Origin of the sequence: Pseudomonas sp. W5-01, from assembly GCF_046540435.1 — a bacterium.
Taxonomy (GTDB): Bacteria; Pseudomonadota; Gammaproteobacteria; order Pseudomonadales; family Pseudomonadaceae; genus Aquipseudomonas; species Aquipseudomonas graminis_B.
On the sequence record NZ_JAXCIP010000002.1, the window covers coordinates 126,512 to 146,379 of the forward strand.

Here is a 19,868-nt window from a genome sequence, read left to right on the forward strand (position 1 = left end):
GTTGAAGCTCGACCACACGCCACATTCCCGTGACATCTTCATGTCAATCACCTGTCTGAGCAGCGATCTGATGTTGCGCGGCACCCGTCGGTCAGCTAAAAGCTTGTAAAACTTTTGGTGACCTGTGGGTCATAACGGGCATCTTCACTGTATCGTGTTGGCGGTCCGTGACGTCCTCGGGCTGATTCCAGAGCGGTTCTGGTGTCGCCCTGACCTGTACGTTGCCTTTTTTTCAGGCCGCAAGCCCCGGATTTTCAACGCCCCGCCTAACCGCGCCGGGTGATGTTCAGCAGTTTTTTATTGGGAAGCCATGATGATTGGCATCAAGAGCATAGCGAGTTATGTGCCCACGGCCGGCGTCGACAATTACGCCCAGGGTGCCAAATTCGGAAAGGATGAAGACTTCATCCTTGGCAAGATCGGTTCTGCTTTTCTGCCGCGCAAAGACGACACCCAGGAAACCTCGGACCTGTGCGTCGAAGCGGTCAACCAGCTGTTCGCCAACAACCCCGGTCTCTCGCGGGACGCCATCGACGCACTGATCGTCGTCACCCAAAACGGTGACGAAGAAGGCCTGCCGCACACGGCCGCCATCGTTCAACACAAACTCGGCCTGCCGACCCACGTCGCCGCGTTCGACATTTCCCTGGGTTGCTCGGGCTACGTCTACGGCATCTATGCGCTGAAAGGCTTCATGGAAGCGACCGGCCTGAAAAACGGCCTGCTGGTCACCGCCGACCCGTATTCGAAGATCGTCGACCCGGAAGACCGCAACACCACCATGCTCTTCGGCGACGCCGCCACCGCCACCTGGATGAGCGACGACGCCCCATGGCAGCTGGGTAAATCCAAGTTCGGCACCGACGGCTCCGGCGCAGAGTTCCTCAAGACCACCGACGGCGCGTTCTACATGAACGGGCGTCAGGTATTCAACTTCGCGCTGGTCAAAGTGCCCTCGCATCTCAACGAATTGCTCGAAGACTCCGGCCTGCAATCCTCCGACGTCGATGCGTTCTGCATCCACCAGGGCAGCGCGGCCATCGTCGATGCGGTCGCCCGTCGGTTCGAGGACGGCAAGTCGCCGGAGAAATTCGTCAAGGACATGCTCGAGACCGGCAACACGGTGTCGTCCAGCATTCCGCTGCTGCTGGAAAAACACGTCATGAACGCCACCTGGAAGCGCATCGCGGTCAGCGGTTTCGGCGTGGGCTTGTCGTGGGGCTCGGCGATCCTTTATCGTCCCTGACAGCGAATCACCGGGCTGCCTCCAGCCTGCACAACGGCGACGCTGATGACTCAGGTCGCCGTTTTGCTTTCTGCACTTCCCCCAGGAAAAGGATTGCCGTCATGAGCGAGATTCTCCAGCACAACCTCGCCGTGATCGAACAGCGCTGGCCGGACGAGGCCCAGCGGTTGCGGGCCGAAAACGTCGAATCCATTCCCGCGCAGTTGATCGAAGGCCGACAATCGACCCTCAGCATTGGCGGCATTCAGCTCACCAGCCGCCATGATCGCCTCGCCGAAGCGCAAACCCAGGCGCAAAGCCTCCCCGCCAACAGCCCCGTCGTGCATCTCTATGGCACCGCCCTCGGCGATCTGCAGCGGGTATTGCTGGCCGACGCTTCCCTGCAAACGCTGCACGTCCACATCCTCAACGGCGCGCTGTTTGCCTTGATGCTGCAACTGCTGGAACAGGATGACTGGCTGTCCGACCCCCGCGTGAACCTCGCGTACGCCGACGCCCGCAGCGAGATTCAACTGCCCTTCTTTGCGTTGCCGGCTGAACTGGTGCTGGCAGACGACAGCAGCGCGCGGATCCGCGATCGTCTGGTCAGCGAAGTGCACGTCGATTTCAACAACCAGGCGTTCGCTGCCGACACCCCCGACAACGCGCGCCTGCTGGAGCAGGGCAGGGCGCTTGTGCAGCGGGACACCGATGTCGCTGCGTTGTTTGCCACGCAGTCGGGGTGTGACGTGTTCGTCATCGCGACGGGGCCAAGTCTGCAACAGCATTTGCCGCGCCTGTTGAGCACGTCAAACAGCGCCAACCGGCCGCTGATCATCTGCGTTGACACCGCTTACGTGCCGCTGCGCAACCAGGGCATCAGGCCGGACGTGGTGGTGAGCATCGACCACCGCATCACCCCCCGGCATCTCCCCACCGAGGATTCGGCGCACATCGCGCTGGTCTATGTGCCGGGCCAAGACGCGGGAATGCTGGGGGCATGGCAAGGCCCGCGCTACGTCGGCTATTCCAGCAGCCCGCTGTATGCCCGGCTGCGGGAGCAGATCCCCAAGGCCACCTTGCATGTGGGCGGCAGCGTCATTCATCCCGCCGTCGATCTCGCCGTCAAAATGGGCGCCGCGCGGATTACCCTGTTCGGCGCCGACTTCGCCTTCCCCGGCGGCAAGACCCACACCGGCTGGCAGGACGGCGACCTGGGGCCTGCCCTGAGCATCGCCAAACACTGGGTGCGCGACGGGCGGGGCCAAAAGGTCAAGACGCAGCTCAATTTCCGCAGCTACCTCATCGAACTCGAACGCTTCATCGCCCGCCACCCAGAGGTCACCTTTCTCAACACCAGCCGCGACGGTGCCCTGATCACCGGCGCCGACTTCGACCCTGACTGGACCGCGCCATGACCCTGCCTGAACACGTTGTAGATGAAGCGCGCGAATGCGCGAAGCTGTTCCGCCTGGGCCGCGATATTGAAGGGGCCTTGCAAATGGTCGAACTGATTGACCGGTCGCTGCCACTGATGGACGGGGCTTCTGTCGAAAGACAGGCTGAATGGGAGAGGGTGCTGGGTGCGATTCTGGCGTGCCAGGAGCGGCAGGATTGGTTGGGGGTGGCGGATTGGCTGCAGGTCGAATTGGTAGAAATAGTGAGTCACGTCTGAGTCGTCCGTGGCTGTAGCCTACGACCAATGCTGCAAAAAAATCGCGACATTGGTCGTAGATTCATCGAACGCTATATGTACACGCCGTCAATTTCCTTATCTAGCGCTTCAGTGGGTATCAATCGGTCATCCAAAATCCCAGCCGATAATGGAATGGACTTGACCATTTTCGGGCGGTAACGATTGCCCCGCAGTTGTTGTAGCTCTGAGAGCCAACGGCATCTGCTTTTCTCTCCGCTCGGTCACCGTAACTACGGTGTCCGCCCCTGAAACTGCAAGTCTTGCCCGATGCTGACGTATAGGTGAAGTTCACAGAACTGCCGGTGTTCGGGAAGTTAAGAGTGACCGTCCCGCTTTCACCGGGCGCCAAGTATCGTGGAAAACCAGAATCCGATGTTTGTATAACTTCAGTCGAAAGATTCTGAATATGGACATCCACCTCAGTTGCGTTGGCAGTTCCCCCGAGCACAGATGTAGTCAGTACGGTCAAGGTAAATAAGTTTTTTAGTTTCATGGTTTTCAAATCCGTTCGTTAGTTTTTATTTTTGCAGATGTTTAATCCACCATTCGACGTAAGCGTGTTCGCTTTGAAAAGGGAAGACAGGCATGTCCCAAGCTAATGTAGGAAATTTCTCGAAGACTTTTACTGTCCGGAGCAGGACTGACTTGATCAGGTTGCAGTGGGTAGTCAAATTGAGTGGCTTGTGATTTTTTTATCAGAAAAATTCAAAAAACAGTTTTTACTATGATTACCTTCGTTTAGGTAATTAATTGCCCTACATGTGTAGTGATGGCATTTTCGAAAGTTGCTGAAACGCGAATTTTAGAGCTAAAGCGATGTATGTCTTTGTCGATAGCGAGTAGGTAGGTTCTCCGGGAGAAATGGACTTCCCCGATATCAGAGAACTCTCCGTTTCTATCAACGAGGGAACTAAAAATGGCTTTAACCGTAAATACCAATATTGCGTCGCTGTCTGTTCAGCGGAACTTGAACAGGTCCTCGGACTTACTGAGTACCGCCATGACCCGCCTGTCTTCAGGGCTGCGGATAAATACTGCAAAAGACGATGCTGCGGGTATGCAACTTGCGACGCGTCTGACCACCCAGATTCGCGGTCTTACTGTGGCGACGCGCAATGCCGGGGCGGCGATTTCGATTATTCAAACTGCTGAAGGGGCAATGGATAAATCGCTCAATAATCTTCAACGTATGCGAGATCTAGCGGTGCAGGCCGCCAACGGCGATAAAGGCCCTAAAGAACGCAGCGCCTTAAATGCCGAATTTCAGCAGCTTACCGCTGAGGTCACGCGTCTAGCCAAGGGAACTACGTTTGGTGCCGAGCTTAATTTGCTGGATGGCAGCGCGGGGGAATTGAGTTTCCAAATAGGCGCAAATGTTGGCGTCACTGAAAAAATAACCTTGTCGTTGAGCGATGATTTTTCCTCTGAGTCAATTCTCTCAGCATTGGAGAGTCGAGCTGAGGTACTTGCGGACGCGACAACGACGGGCTCCAAGGCTGTGCTTAAAGGTGAGTACACTCCGCTGGCCATTGATGGCACAGGATTCAGAAATCTCGTCAATACCGTGACTACCGTCATGACTGACGCTGTGGATAAAGCCACCATCGACCTTGCGACGGCACAGCAAACGTTTGATGCCATCGCAGCGCCTTCCGATGCCGACCGGAAAACTCTGGCTGACGCAAAACAGGTACTGGCTGATGCGGAGAAAGTGGTTTCCGACACCCAAGCTAAAGATGAGCTTCATCCGCTCAATAAGCCCGCACGAATAGAGAATATCGAGGAGACCGTCAAGATTCTTGATAAAGCTATTGGTTTGATCAACTCAGGTCGTGCCGATCTGGGTGCAAAGCAGAATCGGATGACCAGTGCGATCGAAAACCTCCAGAACATGACCAAGAACGCCACCGCGTCCAGAGGTCAGATCGAAGACGTCGATTTCGCCGCCGAAACCGCCGAGCTCACCAAGCAACAGACCCTTCAGCAAGCCTCTACCGCCATCCTGGCCCAAGCCAACCAATTACCGGCAGCCGTCCTCAAGCTGCTGCAATAACCCACACGCCTCTATAGATAGGAGCAACCAAAACCCGGGCGCGCCGCAGGGCGCGCCCTTCTTTTGAGAACTGGTTAACAAATCGCCGGGTCAGGTTAAAGCTTCCAGGGGTTGCGCCGAAACGCTGTGTATCCCCGGACAACAAACTGCGGGGGTGGCGCTCTGGTGGCAAATAAATTTGAAAAAGCCCTCAAGCTCCTGGCAACCGCGACGATAAACATTACGTAGGTTCTCTAGGCCACACCCGGCGCTTGCCAGGGCCGGATAGCCGCAGCAAACAACTCACGAGGAATTCATCATGGCTTTAGGCGTAAACACCAACGTAGCTTCCCTGGCTGTTCAGAAGAACCTGTCCAAAGCTTCCGATGCACTGTCGACTTCGATGACTCGTCTGTCTTCCGGTCTGAAAATCAACAGCGCTAAAGACGACGCAGCCGGCCTGCAGATCGCAACCCGCGAAACTTCGCAAATCCGCGGCCAGACTGTTGCCATCAAGAACGCCAACGACGGTATCTCGATCGCTCAGACCGCTGAAGGCGCTCTGCAAGAATCGACCAACATTCTGCAGCGTATGCGTGAACTGGCTGTTCAGTCCCGAAACGACACCAACGGTACTGCTGACCGTGGCGCACTGGACTCCGAATACGCACAAATGTCGGACGAACTGACCCGTATCGCCGGTTCGACCAACCTGAACGGCAAGAACCTGCTGGACGGTTCGGCTAGCACCGTAACCCTGCAAGTTGGTTCCAACACCGGTACTTCGAACCACATCGACTTGGTTCTGACTGGCAGCTTCACTGCTTCGGCCCTGGGCGTTGCAAGCGGCTCTACTTCGATCAGCGGCGCGGATAACGCTACTGCTCACACCAACGTCGACGCCGCTATCTCGGCAATCGACGCGGCTCTGGCAACAATCAACAGCACCCGCTCGAGCCTCGGTGCCGCGCAAAACCGTCTGACCAGCACCATCTCCAACCTGCAAAACGTTAACGAAAACGCCACCGCAGCACTGGGCCGCGTTCAAGACACCGACTTCGCCGCTGAAACCGCTAACCTGACCAAACAACAGACTCTGCAACAGGCTTCCACCTCTGTTCTGGCCCAGGCTAACCAGCTGCCATCCGCTGTTCTGAAACTGCTTCAGTAATAACGGCTAGAGTTTTGGCGGGGGAGTATGCTTGCGTGCTCCCCCGCTTTTTACTTTCAAGAGGTGAGTGGACATGGACATAAGTAACAGGCTGAATTTGTCTTATTCAATGGTCCAGTCGTTGCCCGCGGTGCCTGTGGTTGCTGACAAGCCAGCCGTGGCGCCTCAAGTCGTTCCTGCTCCGGCTGCGTCATCGCCGTCAGGCACATCGACAAGTAAAGACTCAGATCCCGAAAAGAAAACCGAAGAGCTGCAAGCGGCCGTCAAGCAAATGGAAAAGTTCTTCCAGTCGGTTCATCGCAACCTGGAATTCTCCATTGACGACAAGTCGGGGAAAGTGGTGGTCAAAGTGATCGCTACGGAAACCGGTGAAGTGGTGCGGCAATTGCCGTCTGCCGAAGCGTTGAAGCTCGCTGACAGCCTGAAGAATGCAAACAGCCTGTTGTTCGACGCGAAAGTTTAAATGGCATGAAACGTGAACGCTATGCGTGTGGCATTGCGTGCTCGTCAAAATGCCGACTACAACTGAAAGGAGACTCACATGGCTAGTCCTATTACCCCTTCCACCGGCCTCGGCTCGGGCCTGGCAATCGGTGAGATTGTTACCGCGCTGGTCAACTCCGACAAGCTCGCGAAGCAAACCCAGATCACCACCCAGACCAAACTGGTCACCACGAAAATCTCCGGCATTGGCACGCTGACAAGTGCGATGACCGCATTTCAGACCGCACTGACCAACCTCGGCAAGACCGACACCCCTGCGTTCGCCGGTTATGCGGCAAAAGCGTCTGACGCCAGCATGCTCACCGTTACGTCCGACAACTCGGCCGTGCCCGGTACTTACACCATCAAAGTAGGCAACCTCGCCACAAGCTCCAGTGTCGCGAGCGCTTCGTTCTCAGGCGGGACCACCAGTGCTATTCCGAGTGGCGATTTGACCCTCACTCAAAATGGCATTGACACCAAGATCACCATTCCGTCCGGCGCTACGCTGGCGTCGGTCGCCAAGCAGATCAATGCGCAATCCGCGACGTCGAACATCAGCGCCAACATCATCACCGATGACAACGGCTCACGCCTGGTATTCAGCTCCACGGTGACGGGCAAGGGCACGGACATCACGGCCTCCAGCACGACGTCCAGCGAATTCAACATTGTCGCCGGCGCTGCGCTTGACCCGAAAAGCACCACCAGCGCCGGCTACATCGATAAGCAAGCTGTCGACGCTAGCCTGACGGTCAACGGCCTGACCATCACCAGCGCCAGCAACACCATCGACAAGAGCCTCGGCGGCGTGTCCATGACACTGGTGGGGGGGACGGGTCCTTCGACTGTGACGGTGTCGGCGAACAACGATGGCCTCAAGGCCTCGCTGCAAACCTTCGTGGATGCCTACAACAACGTCGTCAAAGCCGTGTCCAGCGTCACCAAAGCGACGGTCAGCGACACCCCGGATAAAACCACTGGGGCAACAGTAACCCCGGCGGCATTGACCGGCGATGCGTTGCCGCGCTCGATTCTTTCAGCGATTCGCGATCAATTGGTAACTTCAGGAGCACCTGGCGGTATTTCCGTGCTCTCCCAATTGGGTATTACCACCGGACAGTCCGACGGTACGCTCAGCCTCGATGCCAAGAAGTTCACCGCTGCGATGGATCAAGGCCTTGCGGGCGACGTGCAGCAGCTCTTCAGCGGCACAGACAGCACCAACGGCTTGCTGTCTCGGATGAAGGCTGCCATCACGCCGTACACCCAGACCGGCGGTATTTTCGACACGCGCACCAGCAGCCTTAACAAGCAGCAGACTGATCTGCAGAACCAGCAGACGGCGCTTGACCTGCGTGTGACGACCCTGACCGCCACCCTGACTGCCAAATACAACGCGATGGACTTGCTGGTGGGGCAGTTGAAAGCCTCCGCGACAAGCATTACCTCGTTCTTCGACTCGCTCAATGCCCAGCAAAGTGGCTGACCGTTGACGACTTGATCAAGACCCGGCTCCCAGTGCCGGGTTTTTGGCATCTGGCCTTAAAGTTTTCCTGGGCCGTGTCGATACCCTCACTATAGAAACTTCGTTGCGCGAGGTAAGACAATGAACCGTATGGCAGCCCTTCGGCAGTATCAGAAGGTCAACTCACAAGCCCAGACCGCCGTGGCCACGCCACACCGTCTGGTGCAGATGCTGATGGAAGCCGGCCTGGACCGTATCGCCCAGGCCAAGGGCGCCATCGAGCGCAAGGACATCCCCGCCAAAGGGCTGTTGATTGGCAAGGCAATTGAAATTATCGGTGGGCTGCGCGAAGGCTTGGACATGGAAAAACAGGCTGAAGCCCTGGCCCACGTCGACAACCTCTACGTCTACCTGATGAAGCGTCTCGCAGAAGCGAACATCAAATCCGATCCGAAGATCCTCGACGAAGTCAGCGGCCTGCTGATCACGGTCAAGGAAGGCTGGGATGCGATCGGCGATCAGCAACCCGTGCTCTGAAGGAGAACCCCATGAGCGTTGCACTCAAGCGAATCGAAGAAACCCGTGAAGCCTTGGTCGATGCCCTCGAGCAGCGTGACTGGGAGGCAATCGGCCAGCTCGATATGGCCTGCCGGGCCTGCGTCGATGAAGTCATCAGTCAGGCGAGCAACGATGAGCCTGAGTTGCGAACAAATCTGGAAGAGCTGCTAGGCGTCTATCGCAAGCTTATCGACGTCGCTGTGGGCGAACGTCAGGCGATCGTCGACGAAATGTCCCAGATCCAGCGAGCGAAAAGCGCGGCAAAGGTTTACCATCTGTTCGGTTGACACTTGGTCGGTAGCCAAAATATGTACGCCATAAAATTGACTGTGTACGGATTTTTGACTTAACTAGTGAAGTTCACTAATTTCTGGTGATTGACACGTCTCAACGGACGAAACAAAAGCCAAAGCTTGCCCGTGATCGGGCATCGAGTTGACTAGGGAAGTTGCTATTGCATGTGGCGTGAAATCAAAATCCTGCTGATCGATGACGATAGCCAGCGCCGCCGTGACATGGCGGTGATTCTGAATTTTCTGGGTGATGAGAACCTGTCCTGCTCCAGCACAGACTGGCAGCAAGTCGTGGGTTCGCTGACCTCTACCCGAGAAGTGCTGTGCGTGCTGGTCGGCAGCGTGAACGCCCCGGGCAGCCTTCAAGGCCTGCTCAAAACCGTGGCCGCGTGGGACGAGTTTCTCCCGGTCCTGCTGATGGGCGAGAACTCCTCGTCCGAACTGGCGGACGATCTGCGTCGCCGGGTCCTCTCCACCGTCGAGATGCCGCCCAGCTACAGCAAACTGCTGGATTCCTTGCACCGTGCCCAGGTCTATCGCGAGATGTACGACCAGGCCCGTGAACGTGGGCGTCAGCGCGAACCCAATCTTTTCCGCAGCCTCGTCGGCACCAGCCGTGCCATTCAGCACGTCCGGCAGATGATGCAGCAGGTCGCCGACACCGACGCCAGCGTGCTGATCCTCGGTGAGTCCGGGACCGGCAAGGAAGTCGTCGCCCGTAACCTGCATTACCATTCCAAGCGCCGCGATGCGCCGTTCGTGCCCGTCAACTGTGGCGCGATTCCGGCCGAGTTGCTCGAAAGCGAACTGTTCGGCCACGAGAAGGGTGCTTTCACCGGCGCCATCACCAGCCGGGCAGGGCGCTTCGAACTGGCCAACGGCGGCACGCTATTTCTCGATGAAATCGGCGACATGCCGCTGCCGATGCAGGTCAAGCTGCTGCGCGTCCTGCAGGAGCGCACCTTCGAGCGCGTGGGCAGCAACAAGACCCAGAGCGTTGATGTGCGCATCATTGCCGCGACGCACAAAAATCTTGAAGACATGATCGTGATCGGCAGTTTCCGCGAGGATCTCTACTACCGCCTCAACGTGTTCCCGATCGAAATGGCGCCGCTGCGTGAGCGTGTGGAAGACATTCCGCTGCTGATGAACGAGCTGATCTCGCGCATGGAACACGAGAAGCGCGGTTCGATTCGCTTCAACTCCGCCGCCATCATGTCGCTGTGTCGTCACGGCTGGCCCGGCAACGTTCGTGAGCTTGCCAACCTCGTCGAGCGCATGGCGATCATGCACCCGTACGGTGTCATCGGTGTCTCGGAGCTGCCGAAAAAATTCCGCTACGTCGACGACGAAGACGAGCAACTGGTCGACAGCCTGCGCAGCGATCTGGAAGAGCGCGTGGCCATCAACGGCCATACGCCGAACTTCGCCAGCAGCGCCTTGCTGCCGCCTGAAGGTCTGGACTTGAAGGACTACCTCGGCGGTCTGGAGCAGGGCTTGATCCAGCAGGCGCTGGACGATGCCAACGGGATCGTGGCACGCGCCGCCGAACGTTTGCGCATCCGCCGCACCACGCTGGTGGAAAAAATGCGCAAGTACGGCATGAGCCGCCGCGAAGGCGACGAGCAGGTCGACGACTGACTGTCGTTTGACGCGTCAAAAATAAACCGCTGATTTCTCAGCGGTTTTTTTTCGGCACGAGGATTGCTATGTCTCTGGGAACATACCGTTTACTGACGGTTCGCTACCCGAGAGATCAACTATGCCCCAGGCCGCTCAGATGTCTTCCGAACCCGGTTCATCCATTGGTTCGTTAGTGCAGCAGTCCCCGGAAGTGGCGAGCAGGCAAGGGCTTGAACAGGCCTTCGCGCTGTTCAGCCAGATGTCGACTCAGCTCACCGATTCCTACGGCCTGCTGGAAGCACGGGTCACCGAGCTCAAGGGCGAGCTGGCCGTGGTCAGCGCCCAGCGCATGGAGGAGCTTGCTGAGAAAGAGCGTCTGGCGAACCGCCTTCAAAACCTGCTCGACCTGCTGCCCGGCGGTGTCATCGTGATCGACGGCACCGGCAGGGTCCGTGAGGCCAATCCTGCCGCGCTGGATCTGCTGGGCGAACCGTTGATCGGCATGCTCTGGCGGCACGTCATCGCCCGCTGCTTTGCCCCGCGCGAAGACGACGGCCACGAAATCTCCCTGAAGGACGGGCGCCGGCTGTCCATTGCCACCCGTTCCCTGGACGCCGAGCCGGGCCAGCTGGTGCTGCTTAATGACCTGACCGAAACCCGCCATCTGCAAAGTCAGCTGGCGCGTCATGAGCGCTTGTCGTCCCTGGGGCGCATGGTCGCATCACTGGCCCATCAGATCCGCACGCCGCTGTCCGCCGCCATGATTTACGCCAGCCATCTGGCCGAGCAGGCGTTGAACGTCGAGACCCAACAGCGCTTCGCCGGCCGGCTCAAGGAGCGCCTGCACGAGCTCGAGCATCAGGTCCGCGACATGCTGGTGTTTGCTCGTGGCGAACTGCCGCTGACCGATCGGGTGACGCCGACTGCGCTGGTCGCTGCCCTAGAATCCGCCGCCCAGACCCATGTCCGCGACGTGGCCGTGCGCTGGCAGTGCGACAGCCCGGCGGGGGAATTGCTGTGCAACCGCGACACGCTGGTCGGCGCGCTGCTCAACCTTATCGAAAATGCCGTCCAGGCCAGTGCCGGCCAGCGTGACGGGCGGCGGCGCATCAAGATTCATGCGTACAACCGCGGCAATACGCTACGTCTGTGTATCAGCGACAGTGGCAGCGGCATCGAGCCGGCGGCCCTGGCCCGCATCGGCGAGCCCTTCTTCACCACCAAAACCACCGGCACCGGCCTGGGTCTGGCCGTTGTCACTGCGGTGGCGCGGGCGCATCAGGGCCGTGTCGAATTCCGCTCGCGTCCGGGTCGTGGCACCTGCGCCATCGTGTCGCTGCCTCTGGTTCCGGGGGCCGGGATTGAGCCGTCCACTGGCAGTGAGGCCGGTCCGTTGACGATTGCTTCAGGTGAGCGCTCATGAGCATCAAGGTGCTGCTGGTCGAGGACGACCCTTCTCTGCGTGAAGCGCTGGGCGAAACCCTGGCGCTGGCCGGCCATGCCTATCAGGCGGTCGGGTCGGCGGAAGAGGCGTTAGTTGCCGCTGCCGATTCGCCGTTCAGCCTGGTGGTCAGTGACGTCAATATGCCCGGCATGGACGGCCACCAATTGCTCGGCCAGTTGCGCAGCCGCTACCCCCAGTTGCCGGTGCTGTTGATGACGGCCCATGGCACGGTGGACCGCGCCGTGGAGGCGATGCGTCAGGGCGCGGCTGATTACATGGTCAAGCCCTTCGAGCCCAAGGCGTTGCTGGCGTTGGTGGCTCGCCATGCACTGGGCCGCCTCGGCCCGGCCGATGGCGAGGGTCCGATTGCGGTCGAGCCTGCCAGCGTGCAATTGCTCAGCCTCGCCAGCCGCGTGGCGAAGAGTGATTCGACGGTGTTGATTTCAGGCGAGTCCGGCACCGGTAAAGAAGTGCTGGCGCGTTTCATTCATGAGCAATCGCCCCGCGCCGGCAAGCCTTTCATCGCGATCAACTGCGCGGCGATTCCGGACAACATGCTCGAAGCCACGCTGTTCGGCCACGAGAAGGGTTCGTTTACCGGTGCCATTGCGTCCCAGGCCGGCAAGTTCGAGCAGGCCGAAGGCGGCACCATTCTGCTCGACGAGATTTCCGAAATGCCCATGGGCCTGCAGGCCAAGCTGTTGCGTGTGTTGCAGGAGCGGGAAGTGGAGCGGGTCGGTGCGCGCAAGCCCATCGAACTGGACATCCGCGTGCTGGCGACCACCAACCGCGATCTGGCGGGCGAAGTGGCCGCAGGGCGCTTTCGCGAAGACCTTTTTTACCGTCTCTCGGTGTTCCCGCTCGCGTGGCAATCCTTGCGCCAGCGTCCCGCCGACATTCTGCCGCTGGCCGAGCGTCTGTTGGCCAAACACGTCAATAAAATGAAGCATGCCCCGGTGCGGCTGTCGGCCGAGGCGCAGGCGTGTCTGATCAGCTATGCGTGGCCTGGCAATGTTCGCGAGCTGGATAACGCCGTGCAGCGGGCGCTGATCCTGCAGCAGGGCGGTGTCATTCAGGCTGAGGATTTCTGCCTGGCCGGCCCGGTAACCTTCGCCGCCGCGCCGACGCCTCTGGTGGTGCCAGTTGCGACTGGCGCCATGGAAGCGTCGCCCGAGGCGAGCAGCGGGGAAGGGGCGGGCGCCCTGGGTGAAGACCTGCGTCGCCGTGAGTTCCAGATGATCATCGACACCCTTCGTGCCGAGCGTGGCCGTCGCAAAGAGGCCGCCGAACGCCTCGGTATCAGCCCGCGTACGTTGCGCTACAAGCTGGCGCAGATGCGTGATGCGGGGATGGATGTCGAAGGGTTTCTGTTTGCATCCTGAGCAGGCGCGCGTGTCGGTGAGATGGATGCCTGCCTGACTGGAGCTGACGACAGATATTCGACAACCTGCTGATTTTCCAGAGAGTGTGATGCCGTCTTCGTGAGCAAGCTCACTCCCGCAGGGACTGCGCCTGATAGGGCATCGCGCGGTGTCAATGCGTGAAGCGCCTCTTCGTTTACGTATCCGTTTAAATACCCATCCGAACACTTTCATCAAACGTGGCATATCGCCGCTATTGGTCTGGCACCCTTGTTGCTAATGCTTAGGTAACCGCTGAATCCGTGTCAAAAATTTGCGGCCCTTTTGAGAGAAACGTCATGACCCAAGGTGTTGAATTTAATCGCTTGATGTTGGACATGCGCTCCATGCAGATGGACGCCATGGCTCAGCCCAAGGCCATCGCAGCGCCAGAACAGGCCGGTGCGAGCAGTTTCGCTGACATGCTCGGCATGGCGGTGAACAAGGTCAACGACACCCAGCAGGCGTCGAATCAGCTGTCGACCGCTTTCGAGATGGGCAAGAGCGGCGTGGACCTCACCGACGTGATGATCTCCTCGCAGAAAGCCAGCGTGTCGTTTCAGGCGCTGACCCAGGTACGCAACAAGCTGGTTCAGGCGTACCAAGACATCATGCAAATGCCGGTTTGAGGACGATTTAAGTCATGGCCGAAGCCGTCGTCGATAACGTACCCGCCAAAACGGGTGCGCCAGGAAGCAAGCCGCCAATGTTCGGGCTGGCCTTCCTGCAAAATCTCTCCGAGATGACCATGCTGCGTCAGGTCGGCCTCATGGTCGGTCTGGCTGCCAGCGTGGCGATTGGTTTTGCCGTCGTGCTTTGGTCGCAGCAGCCCGATTACAAGCCGCTCTATGGCAGCCTGTCGGGTGTCGATACCAAGCAGGTCATGGACACGTTGGCCCAGGCCGACATTCCCTACACCGTCGAGCCCAATTCCGGCGCGCTGCTGGTGAAGTCCGAGGACCTGTCCCGTGCCCGCATCAAGCTGGCGGGTGCCGGTATCGCCCAGACCGACGGCAACGTCGGTTTCGAAATCCTCGACAAGGATCAAGGCCTGGGGACCAGCCAGTTCATGGAGGCCACTCGTTACCGTCGTGGCCTGGAAGGCGAACTGGCGCGGACCATCTCAAGCCTGAACAACGTCAAGGGCGCTCGCGTTCACCTGGCGATTCCGAAGAGCTCGGTGTTCGTGCGTGACGATCGCAAGCCCAGCGCTTCGATTCTGGTTGAGCTGTATGCCGGTCGTTCGCTGGAGCCGGGTCAGGTGCTGGCGATCATGAACCTGGTCGCCACCAGCGTCCCGGAACTGAACAAGTCGCAGATTTCTGTCGTCGATCAGAAGGGCAACCTGCTCTCCGATCAGGCCGAGAACTCCGAGCTGTCCATGGCCGGCAAGCAATTCGATTACACCCGCCGCATGGAAAGCATGCTGACTCAGCGTGTGCAGAACATTCTGCAGCCGGTGCTGGGCAATGACCGCTACAAGGCAGAAGTGTCGGCAGACGTTGATTTCAGCGCCGTCGAGTCCACCGCCGAAAGCTTCAACCCGGACACGCCTGCGCTGCGCAGTGAGCAGACGGTCAACGAACAGCGCTCCAGCAGCAGCGGTTCAGGGGGCGTACCCGGTGCGCTGAGCAACCAGCCGCCAGGCCCGGCAACGGCGCCACAGAACGCCGCCGCCGGTGCTGCCGGTGCTGCCGGAGCCGCAGGCGCCATCGCCCCGGGCCAACCGCTGCTCGACGCCAACGGCCAACAGATCATGGACCCGGCCACCGGTCAGCCGATGCTGGCGCCGTACCCGGCGGACAAGCGTAACCAGTCGACCAAGAACTTCGAGCTCGACCGTTCCATCAGCCACACCAAGCAGCAGCAGGGCAAGGTCAATCGCCTGTCGGTCGCCGTGGTGGTCGATGATCAGGTCAAGGTCAACCCGGCCAATGGCGAAACCACCATGGTGCCGTGGACCGCCGAGCAACTGGCGCGCTTCACCCGTCTGGTGCAGGACGCCGTTGGCTTCGATGCCAGCCGTGGCGACAGCGTCAGCGTGATCAACGTGCCGTTCTCCACCGATCGCGGCGAAGTCATCCCGGATATTCCGTTCTATTCGCAGTCGTGGTTCTGGGACATCGTCAAACAGGCCATGGGCGTGCTGTTCATCCTGGTGCTGGTGTTCGGTGTGCTCCGTCCGGTGCTCAAGGGCATCACCAATCCGCAAGGCAAGCGCCTCGACGGCGACTCCGAGCTGGGCGGCATGGTCGGGATGGACGGTGAATTGGCAAACGACCGCGTCAGTCTGGGCGGTCCGCAAAGTATTCTGTTGCCGAGCCCTACCGAGGGTTATGACGCACAGCTCAACGCAATCAAGAGCCTTGTGGCCGAGGATCCGGCGCGTGTAGCCCAGGTCGTCAAAGAGTGGATCAACGCTGATGAGTGATAGAGCTGCTGCACTTAAATTGACCCGCGTGGACAAGGCCGCGATTCTGCTCCTCACCCTGGGTGAGACGGACGCCGCGCAGGTCTTGCGTCACATGGGACCCAAAGAGGTTCAACGGGTGGGCGTGGCCATGGCGCAGATGCGCAATGTGCACCGCGAGCAGGTCGAACAGGTGATGAGCGAGTTCGTCGACGTGGTCGGCGATCAGACCGGTGTCGGCATCGGCTCGGACGGCTACATCCGCAAGATGCTCACCCAGGCACTGGGCGAGGACAAGGCCAACGGCCTGATCGACCGGATTCTGCTGGGCGGCAACACCAGCGGTCTCGATAGCCTGAAGTGGATGGAACCGCGCGCGGTGGCCGACGTCATCCGTTTCGAGCACCCGCAGATTCAAGCCATCGTCGTCGCCTACCTGGACGCCGATCAGGCCGGTGAAGTGCTGAGCCACTTCGACCACAAAGTGCGCCTGGACATCATCCTGCGCGTGTCGTCGTTGAACACCGTGCAGCCGGCGGCGCTGAAAGAATTGAACCAGATCCTCGAGAAGCAGTTCTCGGGCAACGCCAACACATCGCGTACTACCCTGGGCGGTATCAAGCGTGCGGCGGATATCATGAACTTCCTCGACAGCTCGATCGAAGGCCAGCTCATGGATTCGATCCGCGAAGTGGACGAAGACCTGTCGACGCAGATCGAAGACCTCATGTTTGTCTTCAACAACCTGTCCGACGTCGACGACCGCGGGATTCAGGCCTTGCTGCGCGAAGTCTCCTCCGATGTGCTGGTACTGGCACTGAAGGGCTCGGACGACGCCATCAAAGAAAAGATTTTCAAGAACATGTCCAAACGTGCCGCCGAACTGCTGCGCGACGACCTGGAAGCCAAAGGCCCGGTTCGCGTCAGCGATGTGGAAGGCGCCCAGAAAGAAATTCTCACCATTGCCCGTCGTATGGCGGAGGCCGGGGAGATCGTTCTTGGCGGCAAAGGTGGCGAGGAAATGATTTAAGCGTAGGTGCCGTTGATGTCCAGCTCCGATAAAGCACCACCCAGTGAGCTCATCCGCGCCCAGGATTTGCGCGGGATCGACGTCTGGGCCTTGCCCAGCTTCGACCCGCACGTGGAAGCACCCGAGCCGGAACCGGTTATCGAGGAAGCCGAGCTCGCCGAAAGCGAAGAAGTACCGCTGGAAGAAGTCCAGCCGATGACCCTGGAAGAGTTGGAAAGCATCCGTCAGGACGCCTACAACGAGGGGTTTGCCATCGGCGAAAAAGAGGGTTTTCACAGCACTCAGCTCAAGGTTCGTCAGGAAGCGGAAGTGGCGCTGGCGGCCAAGCTGGACAGCATGGAAGTCCTCATGGGGCATCTGTTCGAACCCATCGCCGACCAGGATGCGCAGATCGAGAAATCGATGGTGTCGCTGGTCGAGCATGTGGTCCGCCAGGTCATTCAGCGCGAGCTCAAAACCGACTCCACCCAGATCGGCACGGTGCTGCGCGAAGCCTTGCGGCTGCTGCCGATGGGCGCGGCCAACGTGCGTATTCTGGTCAATCCGCAGGACTTCGCGTTGGTCAAGGCCATGCGCGAGCGTCACGAAGAAACCTGGCGCATTCTCGAGGATGAGACGCTGCAGCCGGGTGGTTGCCGGGTCGAGAGTGAGCACAGCCGCATCGACGCCACGGTCGAGGCGCGAATCAGTCAGGCCCTTGGCAAGATGTTCGACCAGTTGCACGAGCAGGCCCTGCACCCGGCGCCGCCCGATGTGACGATCGAACTGGAAGAGGCGCTCCAGAGCGCCGAGAAAACCACTTACCCACTGGGTGCTGTCGATGCGCCTTGAACGCACCAGTTTCGCCAAGCGCCTGAGCACGTACCCTGACGCGATCTCCCTGCCTACGCAGCCGATCGTCGAAGGACGGCTGTTGCGCATGGTCGGCCTGACCCTCGAAGCCGAGGGCCTGCGCGCCGCCATGGGCAGCCGTTGCATGGTGATCAATGACGGCAGTCATCACCCGGTCGAAGTTGAAGCCGAAGTCATGGGTTTTGCCGGCAGCAAGGTGTTCCTGATGCCGGTCGGCAGCGTCTCCGGCATTGCGCCCGGCGCCCGCGTCGTGCCGCTGCCGGACACCGGCCGTCTGCCGATGGGCATGACCATGCTCGGCCGCGTCCTCGACGGCGCCGGTCGTCCTCTCGACGGCAAGGGCGGGATGAAAGCCGAAGACTGGGTGCCGATGGACGGCCCGACCATTAACCCGCTCAAGCGCAACCCCATCAGCCAGCCGCTTGACGTGGGCATTCGCTGCATCAACGGTTTGTTGACGGTCGGGCGCGGCCAGCGTCTGGGCCTGTTCGCCGGCACCGGCGTGGGCAAGAGTGTGCTGCTGGGGATGATGACCCGCTTCACCGAGGCCGACATCATCGTCGTCGGGCTGATCGGCGAACGGGGCCGCGAGGTGAAGGAGTTCATCGAGCACAGCCTGGGCGAGGAGGGCCTCAAGCGTTCGGTCGTCGTGGCCTCTCCGGCGGATGATGCGCCGTTGATGCGTCTGCGCGCCGCGATGTATTGCACGCGCATCGCCGAGTATTTTCGCGACAAGGGCAAGAACGTCCTGTTGCTGATGGATTCGCTGACGCGTTTCGCCCAGGCCCAGCGGGAAATCGCCCTGGCCATCGGCGAGCCGCCTGCGACCAAAGGGTATCCACCGTCGGTGTTCGCCAAGCTGCCCAAGCTGGTGGAGCGCGCCGGTAACGCCGAGGCGGGCGGTGGCTCGATCACCGCGTTCTACACCGTCTTGTCCGAAGGCGACGACCAGCAGGACCCGATCGCTGACTCGGCCCGGGGCGTGCTCGACGGCCACATCGTGCTGTCGCGGCGGCTGGCCGAAGAAGGCCATTACCCGGCCATCGATATCGAAGCGTCGATCAGCCGGGTAATGCCTTCTGTGGTCGATCCGCAGCACATGGTGCAGGCGCAGTATTTCAAGCAGTTGTGGTCGCGCTATCAGCAGAGCCGCGATTTGATCAGTGTCGGCGCGTACGTGGCCGGCGGGGATCGCGAGACGGATCTGGCGATTTCGCTGCAGCCGCAGCTGGTGAAGTATTTGCGCCAGGGCTTGCAGGAGAACGAGAGCATGCAGAGCAGTGAGGAGCAGTTGGCGAAGATTTTCAATCCTCAGGCCGGCGGTTAATCGGCCATGGCTCTGAGTCGCGCAGGCCGTCTGGCGCCGGTGGTCGAGATGGCCGAAAAGGTCGAGAAGGCTGCCGTCCAGCGTCTGGGGCATTTTCAGGGGCAGGTGCGGCTGGCTGAAACCAAGTTGGGTGAGCTGGATAAATTTCGTTCTGATTATCAGCAGCAGTGGATCGACAAGGGCGCCCACGGGGTGTCGGGTCAGTGGCTGATGAATTATCAGCGCTTTCTCAATCAGTTGGAGACGGCGGTGGCGCAGCAGCGTCAGAGTCTGGCGTGGCATCAGAATAATTTGAACAAGGCGCGCGAAGAGTGGCAGAAGGCGTATGCGCGGGTGGAGGGGCTGCGTAAGTTGGTGCAGCGGTATATCGATGAGGCGCGCGCGCTGGAAGATAAACGCGAGCAGAAATTGCTGGATGAGTTGGTTCAGCGACTCCCTAGGACCGAGCAGTTTTAAGGGCTTGAGATCAAGATCAAGGGCATCTGCCTGGGGGCAGATTGTTTCGCCTTCGGCGAGTTACTTTTAAAAAGCACTAAAAGTAACCAAAAGTGCCTGCTCCTGGTTTGGCCCTCCTGCGTCGGGTTCCCTCGCTCCGGTCTTGCTCCGTGGGCCCGCGCCGAACGGACATCCATGTCCTGACGGCGCTCTCGCCGCATCCATGTGGCTCGGCCCACTGCGCAAAACCTGCGCTCGGCCTGCACCCAAGTCGCGTTTTGTGGTGTCTGGGCTTTTTGCGTAGGAAGGGCAAAAGCGACGGCAACGGCAACGGCAACGGCGAGGACAACGACATAGTGGGACCGGCTTTAGCCGGGAAGCTTTTGATCTGCTTTTGATCTGCTTTTGATTTTCGTACATA

Annotated in this window: 19 protein-coding genes; 18 read left to right on the forward strand and 1 reads right to left on the reverse strand. The window is 59.7% G+C overall.

What is annotated here, in order from left to right; genetic code table 11:
- Window positions 1–313 precede the first annotated feature (313 nt).
- The 3 genes from SLW75_RS05940 to SLW75_RS05950 all read left to right on the forward strand — a co-directional run bounded on the left by SLW75_RS05940 (window position 314) and on the right by SLW75_RS05950 (window position 2,900).
- Complete coding sequence (locus SLW75_RS05940) at window positions 314–1,246, forward strand: ketoacyl-ACP synthase III (protein ID WP_192130025.1); 933 nt, start codon at window positions 314–316, stop codon at window positions 1,244–1,246.
- 101 nt (window positions 1,247–1,347) lie between these two features.
- Window positions 1,348–2,643, forward strand: a complete 1,296-nt coding sequence (locus tag SLW75_RS05945) for a motility associated factor glycosyltransferase family protein (RefSeq protein ID WP_410933891.1) — start codon at window positions 1,348–1,350, stop codon at window positions 2,641–2,643.
- On the forward strand, window positions 2,640–2,900 hold the full coding sequence (locus SLW75_RS05950) for a hypothetical protein (RefSeq protein WP_410933892.1): 261 nt from the start codon (window positions 2,640–2,642) through the stop codon (window positions 2,898–2,900). Before SLW75_RS05945 ends, SLW75_RS05950 begins: the two co-directional genes overlap by 4 nt.
- Before the next feature lie 118 nt (window positions 2,901–3,018).
- Here SLW75_RS05950 and SLW75_RS05955 read toward each other — a convergent pair whose 3' ends face one another.
- A complete protein-coding gene (locus SLW75_RS05955; RefSeq protein WP_410933893.1) occupies window positions 3,019–3,414 on the reverse strand; it encodes a hypothetical protein in 396 nt (131 codons plus the stop codon).
- 423 nt (window positions 3,415–3,837) lie between these two features.
- Between SLW75_RS05955 and SLW75_RS05960 the strand changes: the two genes are divergently transcribed.
- From SLW75_RS05960 to fliJ, 15 genes are all read left to right on the forward strand, one after another.
- A complete protein-coding gene (locus SLW75_RS05960; protein WP_410933894.1) occupies window positions 3,838–4,974 on the forward strand; it encodes a flagellin in 1,137 nt (378 codons plus the stop codon).
- Between the two features lie 298 nt (window positions 4,975–5,272).
- Window positions 5,273–6,124 (forward strand): flagellin domain-containing protein, encoded by an 852-nt coding sequence (locus tag SLW75_RS05965; protein ID WP_192174134.1) that lies wholly within the window; start codon window positions 5,273–5,275, stop codon window positions 6,122–6,124.
- A 73-nt stretch (window positions 6,125–6,197) separates the two neighbouring features.
- A complete protein-coding gene (locus SLW75_RS05970) occupies window positions 6,198–6,587 on the forward strand; it encodes a flagellar protein FlaG (RefSeq protein WP_410934360.1) in 390 nt (129 codons plus the stop codon).
- A gap of 78 nt (window positions 6,588–6,665) precedes the next feature.
- Window positions 6,666–8,096 carry a flagellar filament capping protein FliD gene (gene fliD / locus SLW75_RS05975; protein WP_410933895.1) on the forward strand — a complete coding sequence of 477 codons (1,431 nt, stop codon included), beginning with the start codon at window positions 6,666–6,668 and terminating at the stop codon, window positions 8,094–8,096.
- Window positions 8,097–8,216: 120 nt separating this feature from the next.
- Window positions 8,217–8,612 (forward strand): flagellar export chaperone FliS, encoded by a 396-nt coding sequence (fliS, locus tag SLW75_RS05980; RefSeq protein ID WP_296309079.1) that lies wholly within the window; start codon window positions 8,217–8,219, stop codon window positions 8,610–8,612.
- An 11-nt stretch (window positions 8,613–8,623) separates the two neighbouring features.
- The gene (fliT, locus tag SLW75_RS05985) at window positions 8,624–8,920 is read left to right on the forward strand and encodes a flagellar protein FliT (RefSeq protein ID WP_065987286.1); all 297 of its coding nucleotides are present in this window, start codon (window positions 8,624–8,626) and stop codon (window positions 8,918–8,920) included.
- 171 nt (window positions 8,921–9,091) lie between these two features.
- The gene (locus SLW75_RS05990) at window positions 9,092–10,567 is read left to right on the forward strand and encodes a sigma-54 dependent transcriptional regulator (protein ID WP_065987287.1); all 1,476 of its coding nucleotides are present in this window, start codon (window positions 9,092–9,094) and stop codon (window positions 10,565–10,567) included.
- 139 nt (window positions 10,568–10,706) lie between these two features.
- Window positions 10,707–11,972 carry a sensor histidine kinase gene (locus tag SLW75_RS05995; RefSeq protein WP_410933896.1) on the forward strand — a complete coding sequence of 422 codons (1,266 nt, stop codon included), beginning with the start codon at window positions 10,707–10,709 and terminating at the stop codon, window positions 11,970–11,972.
- Complete coding sequence (locus tag SLW75_RS06000; protein WP_410933897.1) at window positions 11,969–13,375, forward strand: sigma-54-dependent transcriptional regulator; 1,407 nt, start codon at window positions 11,969–11,971, stop codon at window positions 13,373–13,375. Before SLW75_RS05995 ends, SLW75_RS06000 begins: the two co-directional genes overlap by 4 nt.
- A 317-nt stretch (window positions 13,376–13,692) precedes the next feature.
- The gene (gene fliE / locus SLW75_RS06005) at window positions 13,693–14,022 is read left to right on the forward strand and encodes a flagellar hook-basal body complex protein FliE (RefSeq protein ID WP_065987290.1); all 330 of its coding nucleotides are present in this window, start codon (window positions 13,693–13,695) and stop codon (window positions 14,020–14,022) included.
- 14 nt (window positions 14,023–14,036) lie between these two features.
- A complete protein-coding gene (gene fliF, locus SLW75_RS06010; RefSeq protein WP_410933898.1) occupies window positions 14,037–15,824 on the forward strand; it encodes a flagellar basal-body MS-ring/collar protein FliF in 1,788 nt (595 codons plus the stop codon).
- Window positions 15,817–16,833: a flagellar motor switch protein FliG gene (gene fliG / locus SLW75_RS06015; RefSeq protein WP_065987292.1), complete on the forward strand. Its 1,017-nt coding sequence runs from the start codon at window positions 15,817–15,819 to the stop codon at window positions 16,831–16,833. The genes fliF and fliG overlap by 8 nt, the downstream gene beginning before the upstream one ends.
- Before the next feature lie 15 nt (window positions 16,834–16,848).
- The gene (gene fliH / locus SLW75_RS06020; RefSeq protein ID WP_410933899.1) at window positions 16,849–17,664 is read left to right on the forward strand and encodes a flagellar assembly protein FliH; all 816 of its coding nucleotides are present in this window, start codon (window positions 16,849–16,851) and stop codon (window positions 17,662–17,664) included.
- Window positions 17,654–19,012 (forward strand): flagellar protein export ATPase FliI, encoded by a 1,359-nt coding sequence (fliI, locus tag SLW75_RS06025; protein ID WP_065987294.1) that lies wholly within the window; start codon window positions 17,654–17,656, stop codon window positions 19,010–19,012. Before fliH ends, fliI begins: the two co-directional genes overlap by 11 nt.
- Window positions 19,013–19,018: 6 nt before the next feature.
- Complete coding sequence (fliJ, locus tag SLW75_RS06030) at window positions 19,019–19,468, forward strand: flagellar export protein FliJ (protein WP_065987295.1); 450 nt, start codon at window positions 19,019–19,021, stop codon at window positions 19,466–19,468.
- Window positions 19,469–19,868: the final 400 nt, after the last annotated feature.